We start from the raw sequence: 17,749 nt of genomic DNA on the forward strand, positions 1-17,749 counted from the left end.
ATAATACAAAATGAGAAAAAAGATTGTTGCCGGTAACTGGAAAATGAACTTAGATTACAACGAAGGTGTTTCGTTGTTCAGCGAAATCGTAAATATGGTTAAAGATGAGCGTAAAGGCGATCAGTTGGCTATTATTTGCTCACCATTTATTCATTTAAACAGCTTGGCAAAATTGGGTGGTAACGATGTTAAAATTGGCGCTCAAAACATTAGTGATAAAGAAAATGGTGCTTATACAGGCGAAACTTCAGCTAAAATGGTTAAATCTGTTGGCGCCGAGTATGTGATTTTAGGTCACTCGGAACGCAGACAATATTTTGCTGAAAGTGATGAATTATTGGCTGCTAAAACCAAAACTGCTTTAGCAAATGGTTTAACCCCGATTTTCTGTATTGGTGAAACTTTAGATGAGCGTAACAATGGTAGTTATTACGAGGTATTGAAAAAACAACTTGTTGAAGGTGTTTTTAGCTTAACCGAAGAAGATTTCAAGAAAATCGTGATCGCTTATGAGCCGGTTTGGGCTATCGGAACAGGCTTAACTGCTTCTCCAGAGCAGGCACAGGATATTCACGCTTTTATCCGTAGTGAAATTGAGGCTAATTATGGTTTCAATGTGGCTGATGATACAACCATTTTATATGGCGGTAGCTGTAACCCAGGTAATGCAGCGAGCTTATTCTCTCAAAAAGATATTGATGGTGGCCTGATTGGTGGCGCGTCATTGAAATCACGCGATTTTACAGATATTATTAAAGCATTAAACAGCTAATGCAGTACATTAAAGCAATATTTACATTCAAAGGTATCGAAGACTATCAACAGGATCTGCTCATCAGCGATCTTGCCGATTCAGGCTTCGATACTTTCGAAGATAGTGAGGGTGGTTTTACGGCCTTCGTAATCAAGGATAATTTTAACGAGCAGGAACTAAAAGATCTTTTGGCCAATTATAGTGACGAATTTGCAACGGATTATACCTTAGAAGATGTTGCCGACGAAAACTGGAATGCCGAATGGGAAAAGAACTTCAGTCCGCTGATTATTGATGATGTGTGTTATGTAAGGGCAACCTTCCACGAACCACAGCCATCATATCCTTACGAGATTGTAATCGATCCTAAAATGGCCTTCGGTACGGGTCACCACCAAACCACGACCATGGTGATGCAATATATTTTAGCCGCCGATTTAAAGGACAAAAGTATCCTGGATATGGGTTGTGGTACCGGTATTTTGGCTATTCTGGCTGCAAAACTGGGTGCTAAAAGCTTAATGGCCATCGATTATGATGATATCTGTTACGAAAGTACCATCGAAAATGCTGCACTTAACCAGGTAGATAATTTACAGGCACTTTGTGGAAGTAAAGAGGTAATCCCTAACGAAGAATACGATGTTATTTTTGCCAATATCAATAGAAACATCCTTTTAGATCAGATTCATAGTTACGCCGAAGTCTTAAAAGCCGGAGGTAAGATTTTCTTCAGTGGATTTTATTTAGACCCGGATCTGGGAATGATTACGGCCGAATGTGCTAAATACGGTATTAAATACATTGATCATAAACAGAACGGCGATTGGATTGCGGCACAGTTTGAGAAGAAGGCGGAAGGGTAGAAGGTTTAGTGTTTAAGGTGGAGGGTTTGTTGTCACATTTCCGGTCTCCAATCTTGTATCTCAAATCTCACGTCTCCTTTCTCACATCTAAAATAAAAAAAATATGCGCATACATTTTATAGCGATTGGCGGAAGTGCCATGCACAACCTGGCGATTGCCTTACATAAAAAGGGATATCAGATTTCGGGATCTGATGATGTGATTTTCGAACCTGCAAAATCCCGTTTAGATAAATATGGACTATTGCCTGCTGAAATGGGCTGGGATGAAAATCGCATTTCAAACGACCTGGATGCTGTAATTTTAGGCATGCACGCCCGGATTGATAATCCAGAGTTATTGAAAGCACAAGAATTAGGTGTTAAAATATATTCTTATCCTGAATATATTTACGAGCAAAGTAAAAATAAGCTACGTGTGGTTATCGGTGGTAGCCATGGTAAAACAACCATTACCAGCATGATTTTGCATGTGTTAAATTATTACAAACGCGATTTCGATTACCTTGTTGGTGCGCAGCTGGCCGGTTTCGAAACCATGGTTAAAGTAACCGAAGAAGCGCCCGTAATGATTATTGAAGGTGATGAATATTTATCATCGCCGATTGATAGAAGACCTAAATTTCATTTATATAAGGCAAATGTTGCCGTAATTAGTGGTATTGCATGGGATCACATCAATGTTTTTCCAACATATGCCGATTATACTTTACAGTTCGATAAGTTTATCGATACCATTGAGTCTAACGGTACTTTGATTTTTTGCAAGGCAGATGCTGATTTAAATGAAATCGTAACCCAGTCGAAAGCAAATGTTTCAAAGATTGGTTATGCCATTCCTGAGCATGAAATTAGAAATGGAATAACTTACTTGCTTCCGGAAGAAACGGCGCTAAAGATTTTTGGCGATCATAACCTGATGAACCTGAATGCAGCCAAACTGGTTTGCAAACAGTTAGATATCAGTGGGGAAGAATTTGATACTGCTATTGCTTCGTTCACTGGCGCTGCTAAGCGTTTGGAAGTGATTTCAGCAGATGAATCGACCAATGTTTACAAAGATTTTGCACATTCGCCATCAAAATTAAAAGCTACAATTGATGCGGTTAAAGCGCAGTTTACGGATCGTAAATTAGTAGCCTGTATCGAACTGCACACTTTTAGCAGTTTGAATAAAGATTTTTTGAAAGAATATACCGGTGCAATGGATAAAGCTGATGAGGCAATTGTATTCATCGACATCAAATCTTTTGAACAGAAACGCATGGAACCTTTTTCTGAAGACGATGTTCAACAGGCTTTCGCCAATCCAAAATTGAAATTTTTTAACGACGCTGCCAAGCTGAAAAGTTATCTGTTAAGCCTCAATTATAAAGATGCCAATTTGCTGATGATGAGCTCTGGCAATTACGCAGGTTTCGATCTGCCTGAGTTAGCAGCTTCATTAGATAAATAGATTGAAGACCTGAGATTTGAGACAGGAAATAATTCCATCTCAAATCTTATATCTAGTATCTCATATAAATGAAAAGCATCGGAGACCGCATCAAACAAAGCAGACTGGCCCTGGGTTTAAGTCAGGCTGATGCTGCCAAAAAATTAAATATTTCTACACCGGCATTCTGTAAAATAGAAACGGGCCAAACCGATCTCAACATTTCCCGTTTACTCCAGATTTCCAAAGCCTTTAAAGTTCCTGTTGCACAACTGATCGATGGTAAAGCAGTGGAAGCCGAGCCATCAGCTGAATTGGCTACGCTTAAAAGAGAGCTGATTGAGAAGGAAGAAGAGATCAATAAACTCCGTAAAAAGGTAATCGACCTCTACGATAAACTCGGGATATAAAATTCGGATTTCCATTTATTTGACCGACTAATCATCATAATAAAACTATATAATAGAATAAAATTCATTTTTATTTAAAATATTTTGAATTTTGTTCTAAATATTTATAGTTTTATAGAATGGTAATCGAAAACAATTTTAGTCTGGATCACGTCGATCTGGCTATACTTAGGCTTATGCAGGAAAATGCCCGGATCTCGAACGTAGATTTGGCAAAGGCATTAGATCTTGTTCCATCGGCTGTGCTGGAGCGTGTAAAAAAACTCGAAAAGAAAAACGTCATAATTGGATATAACGCCAAAGTAAATCCTGTTGCGGTCGATTTAAAATTACTGGCTTTTATTTCGATGAAATCAGCGCAAAGTTTCAGCTGTAACGATACGGCGAGCGAACTGGCAAAAATCCCTGATGTGCAGGAAGTGCATGTAATTGCAGGAGATGATTGTTTTCTGGTTAAGGTGAGAACTACAGATTCGGCATCATTAATGGCTTTATTACGTGATGAATTTAGCAAGGTTCCCAATATTTTATCGGTCAAGACCACTATTGTATTAGAAACGGTAAAAGAACAGCAACAATTGGTAATTCCTCAAAAATAAAGTCATGACAAATTTAAATAAAACGGCATCTCCGGTAATGGTTTATCTGGCCTTTGCCATCGTATACATTGTATGGGGTTCAACCTATTTCTTCATCCAGAAAGCACTGGCTGGCTTTCCGCCATTTATTTTGGGTGTCGTAAGGTTTACTACCGCGGGCATTTTGCTTTTGAGTTGGTGCAAACTAAAGGGAGAAAAGATTTTTAACTTAAAAACGATTAAAATTGCAGCAGTAAGTGGGATTTTGATGCTGGGGCTCGGCAATGGCATTGTAATTTGGGTAGAACAGTTTATTCCAAGTGGTTTAGTGGCCATTATGGTTGCTTCAGCAGCAATATGGTTCGTCATTCTGGATAAATCGCACTGGAAAGAAAACCTGAGTAATAAATACATTGTATCAGGTTTAGTTATCGGCTTTTTGGGTGTTGTACTTCTGTTTGGCGATCAGATTGTGCAGGCACTTAATAAGCCTCAAAGTAACCTGCAGATTATAGGTATGGTATTGCTTGTTTTTGGGCCGATTGCCTGGGCAGGAGGATCACTTTATTCTAAATATCACCCCACTACCGAAAGTTCAGTTTCTGTAAATACAGGCTGGCAGATGTTAATGGCCAGTTTGGCTTTTTTACCAGGAGCATTTATAAAATCGGAATTTAAGCTGTTAGATTGGGGAGGTATACCACTTGATGCATGGCTGTCAATCATTTATCTGATTATTTTTGGTTCAATTGCTGCCTTTAGCGCCTATGTTTGGTTGTTAAAAGTACGCCCGGCAACTCAGGTAAGTACTTATGCATATGTAAACCCGGTTGTGGCTGTTTTATTGAGCTTAACCTTTACCAATGAGGTAATCGGGTTAATGCAGGTGATCGGTTTGGTGATTATTTTAGGAAGCGTGCTGTTGATTAATTTACCTAAATATAAAAGTGCGCAGGTTATAACTTAAACGTCATTTGGACTGTGTACGGGATGAAGAAATCTGCTGCATAAGGCTTAGAAGTTTAATTGATCCGTGTTTTCTGCGTCTCCGTGGCAAAATAAATTAAAAAAGGTTCGTGGAGACACGAACCTTGGTGAAGAAAAGTTTAAGTTACATTTCTCCGTGTTTCCGTGAATCAATGGCAGGAAAATAAAAAAAAAGGTTCGTGGAGACACGAACCTTGGCAGTGACAAACCCATAAGGTTAAAATATCTTTCGCATGGTTAAATGCTTTTTGCCAAAGGTTGCACCTGTAGCTTTATGTATGGCGATCATTTGTTCGTTAAAATCGCCCACCCAGCTTAATTCAAGCTCTTTATACTGGTTTTTTGGCAATACATATTCACCTAAACGAATAAATAGAACCGATTCCAATCCATGCTTCTGGAATTTAGGTTTAGTACCCATTACAATAGCCCTCATCCTTGTAGCGCCAACCCAGCGACGGTACGCAAACTTTAATTTTTCGATTAAACCCAGTTTACCATCAAAACCTTTAATCATCTGGTTTGCATCAGGAATCAACACCACAAAAGATGCTGGTTCGCCATTAAAATAAGCAAACTGAATTAAATGCTCATCCATAATCGGTTCCATGCTTTTAAAGCTTTCCTCAAGCGTTTCCTTTTTAATTGGAACAAAGTTTTCGAAATCCTGCCAGCCATCGTTATAGATTTCCATTAAATCGTTGATGTATTTACTGGAATTGGCTTTGCTGAAATATTCGAAAGTATAACCTGGTTTGTTTCTAACCCAATTGGCAATTTTTGTAAAACGCTCAGGAAATGGGATCGTAAGGTTAATGTGATTGGTTAATTGTTCATATTCGGTAACGAAACCATATTTTTCAAAAAACTTTTGATAGTAGTGGAAATTATAGTTCATGCCGAAAGAAGGAGGAGTGAAACCCTCAACCAATAAGCCCCAGAAAGTATCATTTTCGCCAAAATTAATAGGTCCGTCCATGGCTTTCATTCCATTTTCGGTTAACCATGTTTTAGCGGTGTCGAATAAAAGAAAGGCAGCTTTTTCATCATCAATACATTCAAAAAAGCCCATTCCACCGGTAGGTTGATCGTAATGGTAAGCTTTTTTCTCATTAATAAAGGCGGCAACGCGGCCAATCAGTTTGCCTGCATCATCTTTTAAAATCCAACGGGTACATTTGCCATGTGCAAAAAAGGTGTTTTTTTCAGGATTAAAAACATTTTCTACTTCGCTATCCAATGGACATATCCAGCTTTTATCGTTTTTATATAAGAGTTTGGGTGTATTTAAAAAGTCTTTTTTTAATGATGGGTTGCTTACCTGTATAATTTGCATGGGCACATTTTAAAATTAAAAAGCATCCTACCAAGCGGGCGGATGCTTTTTCAAATATATGTTTTTTTAAATATTAATAATCTTCATCATCATCATCGAAATTATCGAAATTGTCAAGATCGTCTAACGGCATGTCAAAATCTTCGTCATCATCATCGTCTTGAGACTTCTTTTTCGTTGTTTGAATATCGTCATCATCTTCAAGATCATCATCTTCGTCTACCTGTTTCTTGGTAGTCGGCTTTGTTGGGAGTTTCTTTGGCGCTTTCATAACACAAAAATAAAAATTGCTTTTATAGTTTAAAAATACAAAAAAACTTTTTTTAATAACAACCTGGAAGCAAAGAAATTAAATTATTTATTCAACATTTTCACCAACGGTATTTTCCTCTTTTACGATATCTTTTAATTGTGGAAGCTGGCTTAAGTTGTTTAGCCCAAAATAATCCATAAATAAGGTACTGGTACTGTATAGGATTGGCCTGCCGGGTGTTTCTGCTTTTCCATCAATGCTGATCAGCTCTTTTTCCAATAGGCGCTGTACAGAATAATCGGAATTTACACCTCTGATCTGTTCGATTTCCAATTTGGTAATGGGCTGGCGGTAGGCAATAATGGCCAAAGTTTCCATAGCAGCCTGACTTAATTTTTTCTTTGACCGGTGTAACTGGAGCTGATTAACAGTTTCGTGGTAATTTTTTTTGGTGAGAAACTGATAACCATTGTTTAAATAAACCAGTTCGATGGCAAAGTCTTCGTTAATGTATTTTTCTTTAATCTGATTGATACTTTCGAATACCTGTGTTTCGATAAACTCTTCGTTAAAAACAGCATTTAGGGCAAGTATAATTTCCTGCGTACCTATACTTTGACTGGAAGAAAATACAAGGGCTTCGATGTGCCTGGTGATGTTGTGATTGGGCATATACAAAAATAGAATTTTTGGGCATAAAAAAAGCGGTCTCGCTTTTAAAAACAAGACCGCTTTCAACACACAAATGAAACCTGAATTAAGATATAGTTTTAGGTTAGGTTATTAAATATCTATATCAATTCTATAAGAACGTCTTTGATAAACACTATCGTTTATTTCTAACACAAGTTTAAGGCTAAAGCAGGCTCAATCAAGGTTCTATTTAGTGAGTGGTATTAATAATTGAGTAAACGGTAAAATTTCTATTTTAACGGTATAGAAATCGATACTGTAGTACCATTTACAGTGTTCTGCTGTACGTTTAAGTGTATAGGTTTTGCTCCAATCTGCCCTAAAAGGTGTAATCTTTCTTTGGTAAGCTGCATGCCTTTACTGATATGGGTCTCTTTTTTATCCTTTAAAGAATTGTCAATCCCAATCCCATCATCAATAATTTCGATGTTTAAATAAAATTCATCCTGCAGTTTAATATTGATCTGGATTTCGCCACCGGTTTCTTTAGGCATAATGCCATGCCAGATTGCATTTTCTACGTAAGGTTGTAACAGCATGGATGGGATAAAGGTTTCTTCCAGGTCAATATTTTCGTCGATATTGAAGATATATGCCAGTTTATCGCCAAAACGGTTTTTTTCTAATTTTAAATAAAGATTGAGATATTCTAATTCCTCTTCCAGTGAAATGTAGCTTTTGGTACAAATTTCCAGGTTTTTTCTGATTAACCTGGCAAAACCTGTTAGCACTTTGTTTGCAGATGCTGTATTCTGCGTATTGATATAATGCTGGATGGAGTTCATTACATTAAATACAAAGTGTGGGTTCATCATCGCCTGCAAAGCCTGCTGTTCTAACATTAATACTTTGTTTTTTAACAACAACTGCTCTTGTTCTTTGTCCTTTTGTTTGCGGGTGATGTATACGGCCACTTTGTAAAAAATATAAGCTACAAGCAGTATTAAAATGGATAAAAACCATAAGCTTTGCCAGAAATGTTTTTTAATGGTAAAGGCGATTCTTGCCGATTCGCCCCAATTGCCGTTCTGGCTTTTGGCGCTTACCTCAAATACGTAATCGCCCGGTTGCAGTGAAGAAAAATCCAGTCTCCTGGTTCTCGTTTCTATCCATGGCGAATTTTCATTTAAACGGTAACGGTAGGTAATATCGCTGGTGGTAAAATCTACCGCACTAAAAGTAAATAAAATGGTATTATTTCCTGTTTCGAAGGTAAAGTTCCCCTGATCAACAGGTAAACGCTCATTATCCTTAATGATAGAGGTAACATATACTTTGGGGAGGTTTTTAATGATGTTTTTATTGTTGTACTTAAACAAAATCAAACCCTTATTTGTAGCAAAATAGGCGGTACTGTCATCAATAAATAAACTGTTGATATCGTCGCTTAACAAATCTTTACCATAGTCGAAATTGGCTACACTGGGTTGATTCGGATAATCGGCAATTTTGTTAACCCCTTTATTGGTTAATACCCATATCTCACTGTTTTTTACAAATATTTTGGTACAGATATTATTTGTTAAACCATCTTTTTGGGTAATTTGGGTGGTAATCCGGCCATCTTTATAAAAAATCAGTCCGTAACCATCGGTAGCTAAAATTAAAGTGCCATCTGCCAGTTGTTGAATATCGTTTATTCTTTTGGTGAGTAAGGGATGGTTTTCGTAATGTTTAATCAGTTTGCCTTTAGAAAACTGTGATAAACCATTCACATTTGAAAACCATAAGCTGCCCTCACGATCGTAAAAAACGTGATAGGAGCGATCTTTAAAAAAATCTTCCTTTTCGCGGTATTTTGCAGCGTTAAATTCAAATTTATTTTTCCTGTCGGATAAAAAAACTACTCCTGAGGATAAGGCAAGCGCTAACTGGTTGTTGTTTTCGCCTATGCTGAAGTGTTTGATCACGAACATGGAGTTGTTCGATTCTTTTAGGTAATTTACCTCGTCACTACCATTATAAATGTTTTTAAAAACACCCATGCCATAATCGGAGGCGAAATAAATGGATTGATCTTTTGGGTCGAACGTGATCTGTTTAATGGTTTTATACTTTTTAAAATCATCGAGACCAATCTCGTTAACCTGGTAATTGTTAATACTTAATACATCGATTACGGCATCATCTGTACCCAGCCACAAGCGGTTTTTACCATCCTTAGTAATGCTTTTAATCACATTGCTGCTTAAGCCCGATTCGGCATCGATAATAGAAAGCCTATTGTTTGCATTTGGGAGCATATAAATGCCCTGATTGGTTGCAAACCAGATGTTTTGGTTACTATCTTTGATCACCTGGTTAACGGCGATATCCTGTAAATACTGAACTGTTTTTCCGTTTTTATCGAGCGCAAAAGCACCATTGGCATTTGATAACCAAACCTCTTTACTGGTTACGTCGTAATAAAAATATCCCGACATATTTTTGATCAAATTTTGCGGAATGGGGATCAGGTCGTTAATGGTTCCATGCCGGTATTGTTTCAATCCGCCTTTATCCAGATAGAATAAAGACCGGTGAGGACTATTTGTCGCAGTCATGTAAGAAAGTGGCTGCACTTTCGATTTAACCATGGAAAAGGTTTTTCCATTAAATTGCTGAACACTTAAATCGCTATAGGCAAAAATATTTCCCTGTTCGTCCTCATGGATAAAAGCATTGATGAATTTATCATTCTGATTAGGAGAAATATACTTTTTAATCGTTTTTCCATCCCAGCAAACTATAAGGTTAGCATTGGTTCCGAGCCAAATTTTTCCTGACTTATCAACTAGAAATGAAACAATTACGGTGTTAAAATTTAATTTTTTAAGTAACTCATCGTTATCCTGGTTGTAAAATTTGCCTTCTTTAAGGTAGCTAAGCTGGCCATTGAGTGCGAAAAACCATAAACGGCCCTCTTTGTCCTCTTTCATCTGCAGAATCTGCGTATCGGGAAGGCCATCTTCGATGGTGAAATTCTGGAAATTGGTGCCGTCAAAACGGCTCAGGCCATTATCGGTCGCAATCCAGATAAAACCTTTTTTATCCTGTAATATATAATAACAGTTATTGCTTGCTAATCCATTTTTAGATGTATAATGGGGCAAATAGGTGGTTTGGGCAAAGGTTTTTTGTGAACAAAAAAAAGTAGCGACCAAAAATAAAAAAGCAATAAAAGTACCGGCAAAATTACACGGCGATATAACTTTTTTAGTTGAAAAAGTTGCTTTAATATGTTGATTAATGATCACTGTTTGCTTTTGTAAATAATTTTATTTTCTCGAAGAAATCGCTTGCCCTTCGTCTCGAAATGTTGATGCTTTCTCCGTTTTTTAAGAAAACCTGCAGTCCGTTTTTAGAATTATATTCCTTTAAGTGGTTTAGGTTGATGATGCTGGATTTATGGATCCTTACAAACTGATCGGTTGGTAAAAGTTCTTCAAACTCCCTTAAAACTTTCGAAACGGTAATTTTATCATGGTTATTTAAGTGTACTATCGAATAATTACTATCCGCTTCGATATAAATAATGTCATCAATATCGATCATTTTAAAGCCCTGACCATAGGGAAGGGTAAGCTTCCTGATTTCTGTTCTCGAGTTTAAACTGGAAGCGAGGTTATTAATCCTTTCGTCGTTTTCATTTTGCCCTTTAAACAGTTTAATATGCTGAAAAACCTTCTCTACGGCTGTTTTAAGCTCATCAATATCAATTGGTTTTAATAAATAATCGAGTGCATTGGCTTTAATTGCTTTTAGTGCATATTGATCATAAGCGGTGGTGAAAATAACCGCTGCATTGTGTTTTTGTGCATCAGGAATAAGTTCAAAACCGTTGCCACCCGGCATGGCAATATCCAGAAAAATTAAATCAATAGGATGATGTGCTAAAATATCTTTTGCCTCTGCTACAGATCGCGCGATACCGGTAATTTCTACCTGTGCACAATTTTGTTGCAGTAAAAAAAATAATGATGACCGGGCAAATTCCTCATCATCAACAATAATGGCTTTTAGTGTAGTCATAGTTATAGGTTGGTGAATGTATTAAAATGGTCTTATAAAAAAAAATGCAAAAAGAAAAAACCAGTGTTCTGATTGTCACGTATGTATCATCAAACGAATTCAAAACCACTAAACATAGATTACTATGAAAAACAATGAACTAGAAACAAAAAGTGAACTTCGGGAAGCAAGTTTATTTGACAAAACTGTAGGCAGAAGATCTTTTCTTCAGTATGCAGGTGCAGGTGCTGCAGGTATTGCTCTGGTAGCTGCCGGTTGTAAAAAAGACCGCGGTTACGATAACCCAACAATGAATGGGGGAGTAACGTTAGATTTTAAAGATGATTTCGGCGTATTAAATTATGCTTATGCTTTAGAACAATTAGAGGCTGCATTTTATATTAAGGTTGCATCAGCTCCAGCTGCAGATTTTACAACAATTCAAAAAAATTATTTTACTGATGTACAATTTCATGAAATTGCCCACAGAGAATTCTTTAAAAAGGCATTAAGTACTGCAGCAATTCCTGGTTTGGAAGTTGATTTTTCTAGTATAGATTTTACAAAAGCTTCAAGCGTACTAGCAGCTGCAAAAACTTTTGAAGATTTAGGAGTTGCAGCATATAATGGGGCTGGTAGGTTATTGGTAAGTGGCGATTTTCTATTGATAGCAGGTAAAATTGTTTCAGTAGAAGCGCGTCATGCATCATGGGTTAGGGATCAGATAACTCCAGGGTCATTTTCTGATTTAACTTCGCTTTCAGCATTTGGTGCAGATAGTACCAATGCATTAGATGGAGCTTTAACTCCCGATAAGGTTTTGCCTTTAGCAGCACCATTTATCAAAACAAAAATTAATGTTATCAACCTTAAATCTCAAAACTAAGCAATCATGAATATCTTAAATATACTAGAAGAAATTGAAAAAGTTGATGGAGAAATCTATGAAAGATTAAATCCACGACGCAAAGCGATGCAAGATTTTTATAACATCGGTAAAAAAATCTCCTTAGCTGCACTTCCATTGGCTATGGGTTCAATGTTCCAAAAGGCTTATGGCCAAACAGCTACAAGTACTGTAACAGATGTGTTGAATTTTGCTTTAGGGTTAGAGTATTTAGAGTATAATTTTTACAATCACGCTTTGGCAGCTCCAGTTCCAACTCCAATACCAGCTGGCGCAGCAACTGCGGCAATTACCCTTATACGTGATCATGAACGTGCACACGTAAACCTATTAAAATCGGTATTAAAAATTACTACCCCTACTGATCCTGCCAGTGATGGTACTAAATATGCTGACTATCAATTCGAAGCTGTATTAGCTGATGTTTTTACCAACTATACAAGCTTTTTGAAAGTTGCTGTTGCGTTAGAAGATACTGGTGTAAGAGCTTATAAAGGCCAGGCGGGTATTTTATCTCAAAAAGGAGATTTAGCTAACAATGCTGTTTTAAGAACGGCTTTACAAATCCACTCGGTAGAAGCACGTCACGCCGCACACCTACGTGGAATGGCTGCTGCTGCTGGTCTGCCTTTAAAACCATGGATTGCATATGCAGCCAATGGCAATGATACCGGTATTTCGTTAGTAGATGCTAATTATGCCGGAGAACAAAATACTTTGCAAGCAGGAGTCGAAATTAATGGTTTAGGTGGGGCTTCACAAACTCAAGCTGCAGAATGTTTTGATGAAGCATTAGATGGAGTAAGTGTAAAAAAGATTGCCAATGCTTTTATTAAAGTTTCAAGCGGTAAACAATTTACATAGTAAAACCAAAATATTTACATTATTGATTAGGTAATGTTTAGTTTAAGGTAGGGAGGTAGAATTAATTTCTGCTTCCCTTTATTATTTGACCTCGATAGGGTATCTAAAAAATTTCTTTTTTAGCCATCAATAAATTTTGTGACAGTTTTTTGTGTGACAGTTTTTTTTGTCACATAAAAAACTGTCACAAGTTTGTGAGCAAATTTTCGTTTGTGATAAAAGTTGTCACAATATTGATTACAGTTGTAGAGCAGGCTATAGATAGTTTATACTAATAAACAATGATGAAAAATAAATATTGCTGAGATCAAATTGTACTAAATGAGAAGGCCCCATTAATGATTATTTATGGGGCCTTCTCTGTAATTTAATTCTTTTCTAGTAAGTTATCACCTGCTCTTCTAAATGTTCAGGTAAATCCCTGTAATTGTATTTTTGTCCGCGTAACTGTGGTTCGAAACCTGCAGCTTTGATAGATTGCTGGATACCATTGGCTGTAAAACGGTGTGGGGCACCAGCGGCCGATACTACATTTTCTTCGATCATGATCGATCCAAAATCGTTTGCACCTGCATGTAAACAAAGTTGGGCCGTGGCTTTTCCAACCGTTAACCAACTGGCCTGGATATTTTTGATATTCGGCAACATGATGCGGCTTAAGGCAATCATGCGGATATATTCATCAGCAGTTACATTGTTGCTGATGCCGCGAAGCCTTTTTAATAAAGTTCCATCATCCTGGAAAGGCCATGGAATAAAGGCTAAAAATCCATTTGCATCGGCAGGTTTTTCACTCTGTACCTGACGGATCCATACCAAATGTTCAAAACGTTCTTCAATGGTTTCTACGTGGCCGAACATCATGGTAGCGGATGTGGTAATATCCAATTGGTGGCAGGCACGCATCACGTCAAGCCATTCTTGTCCGCCACATTTGCCTTTAGAGATTAAACGCCTTACGCGGTCGTTTAAAATTTCAGCACCTGCACCCGGCAAAGAGTCCATTCCGGCTTCTTTTAAAACTTTTAATACTTCGGTATGGGTCATACCTTCCAGTTTTGCAACGTGTGCAATTTCCGGTGGACCTAAAGCGTGAAGTTTTAAATCAGGATATAATTCTTTTAATTTTTTAAAAAGGTCGGCATAAAAGGCCAGGCCTAAATCAGGGTGGTGGCCCCCCTGTAATAATAACTGATCGCCTCCTAAACGGAAAGTTTCTTCAATTTTAACTTTATAGGTTTCAATATCAGTAATGTAACTCTCATCATGCCCGGGCCTGCGGAAGAAATTACAGAATTTACAGTTGGCAATACAAACGTTAGTCGTATTTACGTTACGGTCGATTTGCCAGGTTACTTTACCACTTGGTACCTGGATTTTTCTTAACTCATTGGCCACAAACATCAGCGATGCCGTATCGGCATGATGGTATAAATGTACGCCTTCTTCAAGGCTTAAAAAATCAAAATGTAATGCCCGTTGCAGTAAATCGGCTGTATTCATAGTACAAAGATAAGTAAAAGGGAGGGAAGGTTGAAGGTGTAAGGTTTAAGGTTTGTAAAAAAATGCATGTGGAGTTGAGCCGGTAGTGCTTGGCTTGAAGAATTTCCATCTTCCATCCTACATCATCTGTTTAGTATCGAAAATTGTCCCTTATTTGCCATTTTACATTCTCCATCATTTTACATCTCCCATTTTGCCTTAAAATAATATCTTTACGGTTCTAAAATTAGATATGGTAGATTTTAATCGTTTTACACTGGCCAATGGGTTAAAGGTTTTAGTACATGAAGATGCTACAACCCCAATGGCCGTTTTAAATATTTTATATGATGTGGGTGCCCGAGATGAGGAGCCCGAAAAAACCGGTTTTGCACATTTATTTGAGCACTTAATGTTCGGTGGATCGGTAAATATTCCAAGTTACGATGAGCCTTTGCAAAGGGTAGGTGGCGAGAACAACGCTTTTACCAGTAATGATATTACCAACTATTACATTACATTGCCTGCAGAAAACATCGAAACGGCATTTTGGCTGGAAAGCGACCGGATGCTGAGTCTGGCTTTTTCTGAAAAAAGTTTAGATACGCAACGAAATGTGGTAAGCGAGGAGTTTAAGCAGCGTTACCTTAACCAGCCTTATGGCGATGTTTGGTTAAAATTGCGTCCACTTGCATATAAAAAGCATTCTTACAGGTGGGCAACCATCGGAAAAGAGCTTTCGCATATCGAAAACGCAACAATGGATGATGTAAAAGCATTTTTCAAAAAGCATTATACACCACAAAATGCCATTTTAATAGTGGGGGGAAATGTGAAAACAGAGGATATTAAAAAACTTGCTGAAAAATGGTTTGAGCCTATTCCGGCTGGTGAGAAATACATCCGTAATTTAGTTCAGGAAGAGCCACAAACAGAGGCAAGGCAGGAAACGGTTAAGGCAAATGTGCCTTTGAATGCCATTTATATGGCTTTTAAAATGCCAGGGCGCTTAAATCAGGATTATTACGCATTTGATCTATTATCGGATATTTTATCACGTGGACAGTCTTCGCGATTATATAACAGTTTGTTAAAAGAGCAGCAGCTTTTCAGCGAGATTAATGCTTATATCTCAAGCAGTTTAGATCCGGGTTTATTTATCGTTGAAGGTAAACTGGTAGAAGGCGTAACCATCGAAGCCGCCGAAAAAGCAATTTGGGCAGAACTGGATAAACTAAAGGCAGAACTGGTTGCCGAAGCGGAATTAACCAAAGTAAAAAACAAAGTAGAATCGGTTCTTGTATTTTCTGAAATGAGCCTGCTGGATAAAGCCATGAATTTAGCTTATTATGAGTTATTAGGTGATGCAGCTTTATTGAACAACGAAACAGAAGAATTTTTAAAAGTGACGGCTGAAGATATCAAACGTATTTCGAATGAAACTTTTAGCCCAAATTCATCATCAACCTTATATTATTTAACCGAAGAAAATGCTTAACAGACAACAGGCGCCTGATTTTAAGCAGGTATCGACTATAAATTTTATCGAACCAGAGAAAAAAGCTTTGGATAACGGTGTTCCCGTTTTTACCATTTACTCTGGAGAGCAGGATTTAGTGCGCATCGAATTTATTTTCGAAAACGTAAACTGGAAACTTGATAAACCATTACAAGCCATTGCGGTAAGCTCGCTGATAAATAATGGAACGAATAAATTAACTTCAAAACAAATAGCGGAGCAAATTGATTTTTACGGAGCGTTTTTCCAGACGGAATATCTTCAGGATCAATCATCGGTTACGCTATATACTTTAAATAAACATTTGCATTCGGTATTACCGATTGTGAAAGATGTTGTATCAGAAAGTCAGTTTCCACAACATGAGCTTGATATTTACATCCAGAACCAGAAACAAAAGCTGCAGGTTAACCTAAAGAAAAACGATATTCTTGCGAGAAAAGAATTCGCACATGCTTTATTTGGCGATACTGCTTATGGTGTTAGTATAAATGCAGAACATTATGATGCTTTGAAACGCGCCGACCTGATTGAGTATTTTAAAGCAGCCTATGCGCCAAATAATTGTACCATTATCGTTTCAGGGAAATTTGAAGCGGCAAGTTTTAACTTATTGAACGATATTTTTGGGAAAGATTGGGAAAAAAGCAATGCGGTAAAAAACAGTTTTAATTTTACTACCACAGAAAAACAGGTTATTTATACCGAAAAACCTGAGGCCTTACAATCTGCCATCAGAATAGGTCAATTGGCTATCAATCGTAAACATAAAGATTTTTCGGGACTTCAGATTTTAAACACTGTTTTAGGGGGGTACTTTGGTTCGCGATTGATGAACAACATCCGCGAAGATAAAGGTTATACTTATGGAATCGGTTCTGGCATTTCTTCTTTGCAGGAGGCAGGTTATCTATTTATTTCTACGGAGGTAGGTGCAGATGTTTGTGCAGCGGCTTTGACGGAAATTTATAAGGAAATAGATACCTTAAAAAATGAACTGATAGGAGAAGATGAACTTAACCTGGTTCGTAATTATATGCTGGGTTCGATGCTGGGCAGTTTGGAAAACGTTTTCTCACATGCCGATAAATTTAAGAATATTTATTTCTCGGGATTAGATTACGATTATTACACCAAATATATTGAAAAAGTGAAAACCATTACTGCCGGAGAGTTACTGGCATTAGCCAATAAATACCTCACTACCGAAAGTTTTACAGAAGTAGTAATAGGGAAGAAATAAGTACAAATATTCAACCGCTTTTCGTCATCTCGACTGAAGCGCAGTCCCGGATTTTCGGGGGAGAGATCTTATCCATATAGATTTCTCGGCTGCGTTGCACTTCGCTCGAAATGACGATCTTTTGCGGTTGTTATTCTTGCATTAAATACCTACCTATATTGGCAAAGATATGCCGTTTGCACGGTTGCTTTTACTTTAAATGATGCATTTGCAGGCACTTCGAACTTACTGCCAGCCTTAATGGTTTGCCAGTTGGTAGTTTCAGGAAGCAATGTTTCTAATTCGCCTTCTATTACATGCATAATTTCTTTTTGAGCAGTTCCAAAGGTATATTCTCCTGGATTGATAATGCCGATGGTTGATTTTCCTTCAGAAGTTTCATAACCCAACGATTTTACGTTGCCATCAAAATATTGGTTTTCAGTAATCATA

17 protein-coding genes are annotated in these 17,749 nt (G+C 37.4%); 10 read left to right on the forward strand and 7 right to left on the reverse strand.

What is annotated here, in order from left to right; all coding sequences use genetic code 11:
- The first annotated feature begins 10 nt into the window (after window positions 1-10).
- The 6 genes from tpiA (at window position 11) to R2R28_RS09065 (ending at window position 5,010) form a co-directional block, all read left to right on the forward strand.
- Window positions 11-772, forward strand: coding sequence for a triose-phosphate isomerase (tpiA, locus tag R2R28_RS09040; RefSeq protein WP_316825353.1), 762 nt, complete (start codon window positions 11-13; stop codon window positions 770-772).
- Window positions 772-1,620, forward strand: coding sequence for a 50S ribosomal protein L11 methyltransferase (prmA, locus tag R2R28_RS09045; protein ID WP_316825354.1), 849 nt, complete (start codon window positions 772-774; stop codon window positions 1,618-1,620). Before tpiA ends, prmA begins: the two co-directional genes overlap by 1 nt.
- Window positions 1,621-1,723: 103 nt before the next feature.
- Window positions 1,724-3,076, forward strand: coding sequence for a UDP-N-acetylmuramate--L-alanine ligase (locus R2R28_RS09050; RefSeq protein WP_316825355.1), 1,353 nt, complete (start codon window positions 1,724-1,726; stop codon window positions 3,074-3,076).
- A 68-nt stretch (window positions 3,077-3,144) separates the two neighbouring features.
- On the forward strand, window positions 3,145-3,465 hold the full coding sequence (locus R2R28_RS09055; protein WP_316825356.1) for a helix-turn-helix transcriptional regulator: 321 nt from the start codon (window positions 3,145-3,147) through the stop codon (window positions 3,463-3,465).
- Between the two features lie 119 nt (window positions 3,466-3,584).
- Window positions 3,585-4,064 (forward strand): Lrp/AsnC family transcriptional regulator, encoded by a 480-nt coding sequence (locus R2R28_RS09060; protein WP_316825357.1) that lies wholly within the window; start codon window positions 3,585-3,587, stop codon window positions 4,062-4,064.
- A gap of 4 nt (window positions 4,065-4,068) precedes the next feature.
- Window positions 4,069-5,010, forward strand: a complete 942-nt coding sequence (locus tag R2R28_RS09065; RefSeq protein ID WP_316825358.1) for an EamA family transporter — start codon at window positions 4,069-4,071, stop codon at window positions 5,008-5,010.
- A gap of 237 nt (window positions 5,011-5,247) precedes the next feature.
- Here the strand turns inward: R2R28_RS09065 and R2R28_RS09070 are convergent, their stop codons facing one another.
- The 5 genes from R2R28_RS09070 to R2R28_RS09090 form a co-directional block, all read right to left on the reverse strand.
- Entirely contained in the window at window positions 5,248-6,366 is a 1,119-nt protein-coding gene (locus tag R2R28_RS09070) for a GNAT family N-acetyltransferase (protein WP_316825359.1), read from the reverse strand.
- Between the two features lie 73 nt (window positions 6,367-6,439).
- Window positions 6,440-6,637: a hypothetical protein gene (locus R2R28_RS09075; protein WP_316825360.1), complete on the reverse strand. Its 198-nt coding sequence runs from the start codon at window positions 6,635-6,637 to the stop codon at window positions 6,440-6,442.
- Window positions 6,638-6,724: 87 nt separating this feature from the next.
- Window positions 6,725-7,291 carry an SMC-Scp complex subunit ScpB gene (gene scpB / locus R2R28_RS09080; RefSeq protein WP_316825361.1) on the reverse strand — a complete coding sequence of 189 codons (567 nt, stop codon included), beginning with the start codon at window positions 7,289-7,291 and terminating at the stop codon, window positions 6,725-6,727.
- Between the two features lie 251 nt (window positions 7,292-7,542).
- Complete coding sequence (locus tag R2R28_RS09085; protein ID WP_316825362.1) at window positions 7,543-10,404, reverse strand: two-component regulator propeller domain-containing protein; 2,862 nt, start codon at window positions 10,402-10,404, stop codon at window positions 7,543-7,545.
- A gap of 133 nt (window positions 10,405-10,537) precedes the next feature.
- On the reverse strand, window positions 10,538-11,323 hold the full coding sequence (locus tag R2R28_RS09090; RefSeq protein ID WP_316825363.1) for a LytTR family DNA-binding domain-containing protein: 786 nt from the start codon (window positions 11,321-11,323) through the stop codon (window positions 10,538-10,540).
- Window positions 11,324-11,447: 124 nt separating this feature from the next.
- Between R2R28_RS09090 and R2R28_RS09095 the strand changes: the two genes are divergently transcribed.
- Together R2R28_RS09095 and R2R28_RS09100 are read left to right on the forward strand one after the other, a co-directional pair.
- Complete coding sequence (locus tag R2R28_RS09095; protein ID WP_316825364.1) at window positions 11,448-12,188, forward strand: ferritin-like domain-containing protein; 741 nt, start codon at window positions 11,448-11,450, stop codon at window positions 12,186-12,188.
- A 6-nt stretch (window positions 12,189-12,194) separates the two neighbouring features.
- On the forward strand, window positions 12,195-13,073 hold the full coding sequence (locus R2R28_RS09100) for a ferritin-like domain-containing protein (protein WP_316825365.1): 879 nt from the start codon (window positions 12,195-12,197) through the stop codon (window positions 13,071-13,073).
- Window positions 13,074-13,451: 378 nt separating this feature from the next.
- Here R2R28_RS09100 and R2R28_RS09105 read toward each other — a convergent pair whose 3' ends face one another.
- Window positions 13,452-14,576 carry a CofH family radical SAM protein gene (locus tag R2R28_RS09105; RefSeq protein ID WP_121284745.1) on the reverse strand — a complete coding sequence of 375 codons (1,125 nt, stop codon included), beginning with the start codon at window positions 14,574-14,576 and terminating at the stop codon, window positions 13,452-13,454.
- Between the two features lie 232 nt (window positions 14,577-14,808).
- Here R2R28_RS09105 and R2R28_RS09110 point away from each other — a divergent pair, with 232 nt between their 5' ends.
- Both R2R28_RS09110 and R2R28_RS09115 read left to right on the forward strand, forming a co-directional pair.
- Window positions 14,809-16,053 (forward strand): pitrilysin family protein, encoded by a 1,245-nt coding sequence (locus R2R28_RS09110; protein WP_316825366.1) that lies wholly within the window; start codon window positions 14,809-14,811, stop codon window positions 16,051-16,053.
- Entirely contained in the window at window positions 16,046-17,317 is a 1,272-nt protein-coding gene (locus tag R2R28_RS09115; protein WP_316825367.1) for a pitrilysin family protein, read from the forward strand. The genes R2R28_RS09110 and R2R28_RS09115 overlap by 8 nt, the downstream gene beginning before the upstream one ends.
- Window positions 17,318-17,466: 149 nt before the next feature.
- Here R2R28_RS09115 and R2R28_RS09120 read toward each other — a convergent pair whose 3' ends face one another.
- On the reverse strand, window positions 17,467-17,748 hold the full coding sequence (locus tag R2R28_RS09120) for a pyrimidine/purine nucleoside phosphorylase (protein WP_316825368.1): 282 nt from the start codon (window positions 17,746-17,748) through the stop codon (window positions 17,467-17,469).
- Window position 17,749 lies beyond the last annotated feature (1 nt).

Source organism: Pedobacter miscanthi (assembly GCF_032678605.1).
Taxonomy (GTDB): Bacteria; Bacteroidota; Bacteroidia; order Sphingobacteriales; family Sphingobacteriaceae; genus Pedobacter; species Pedobacter miscanthi_A.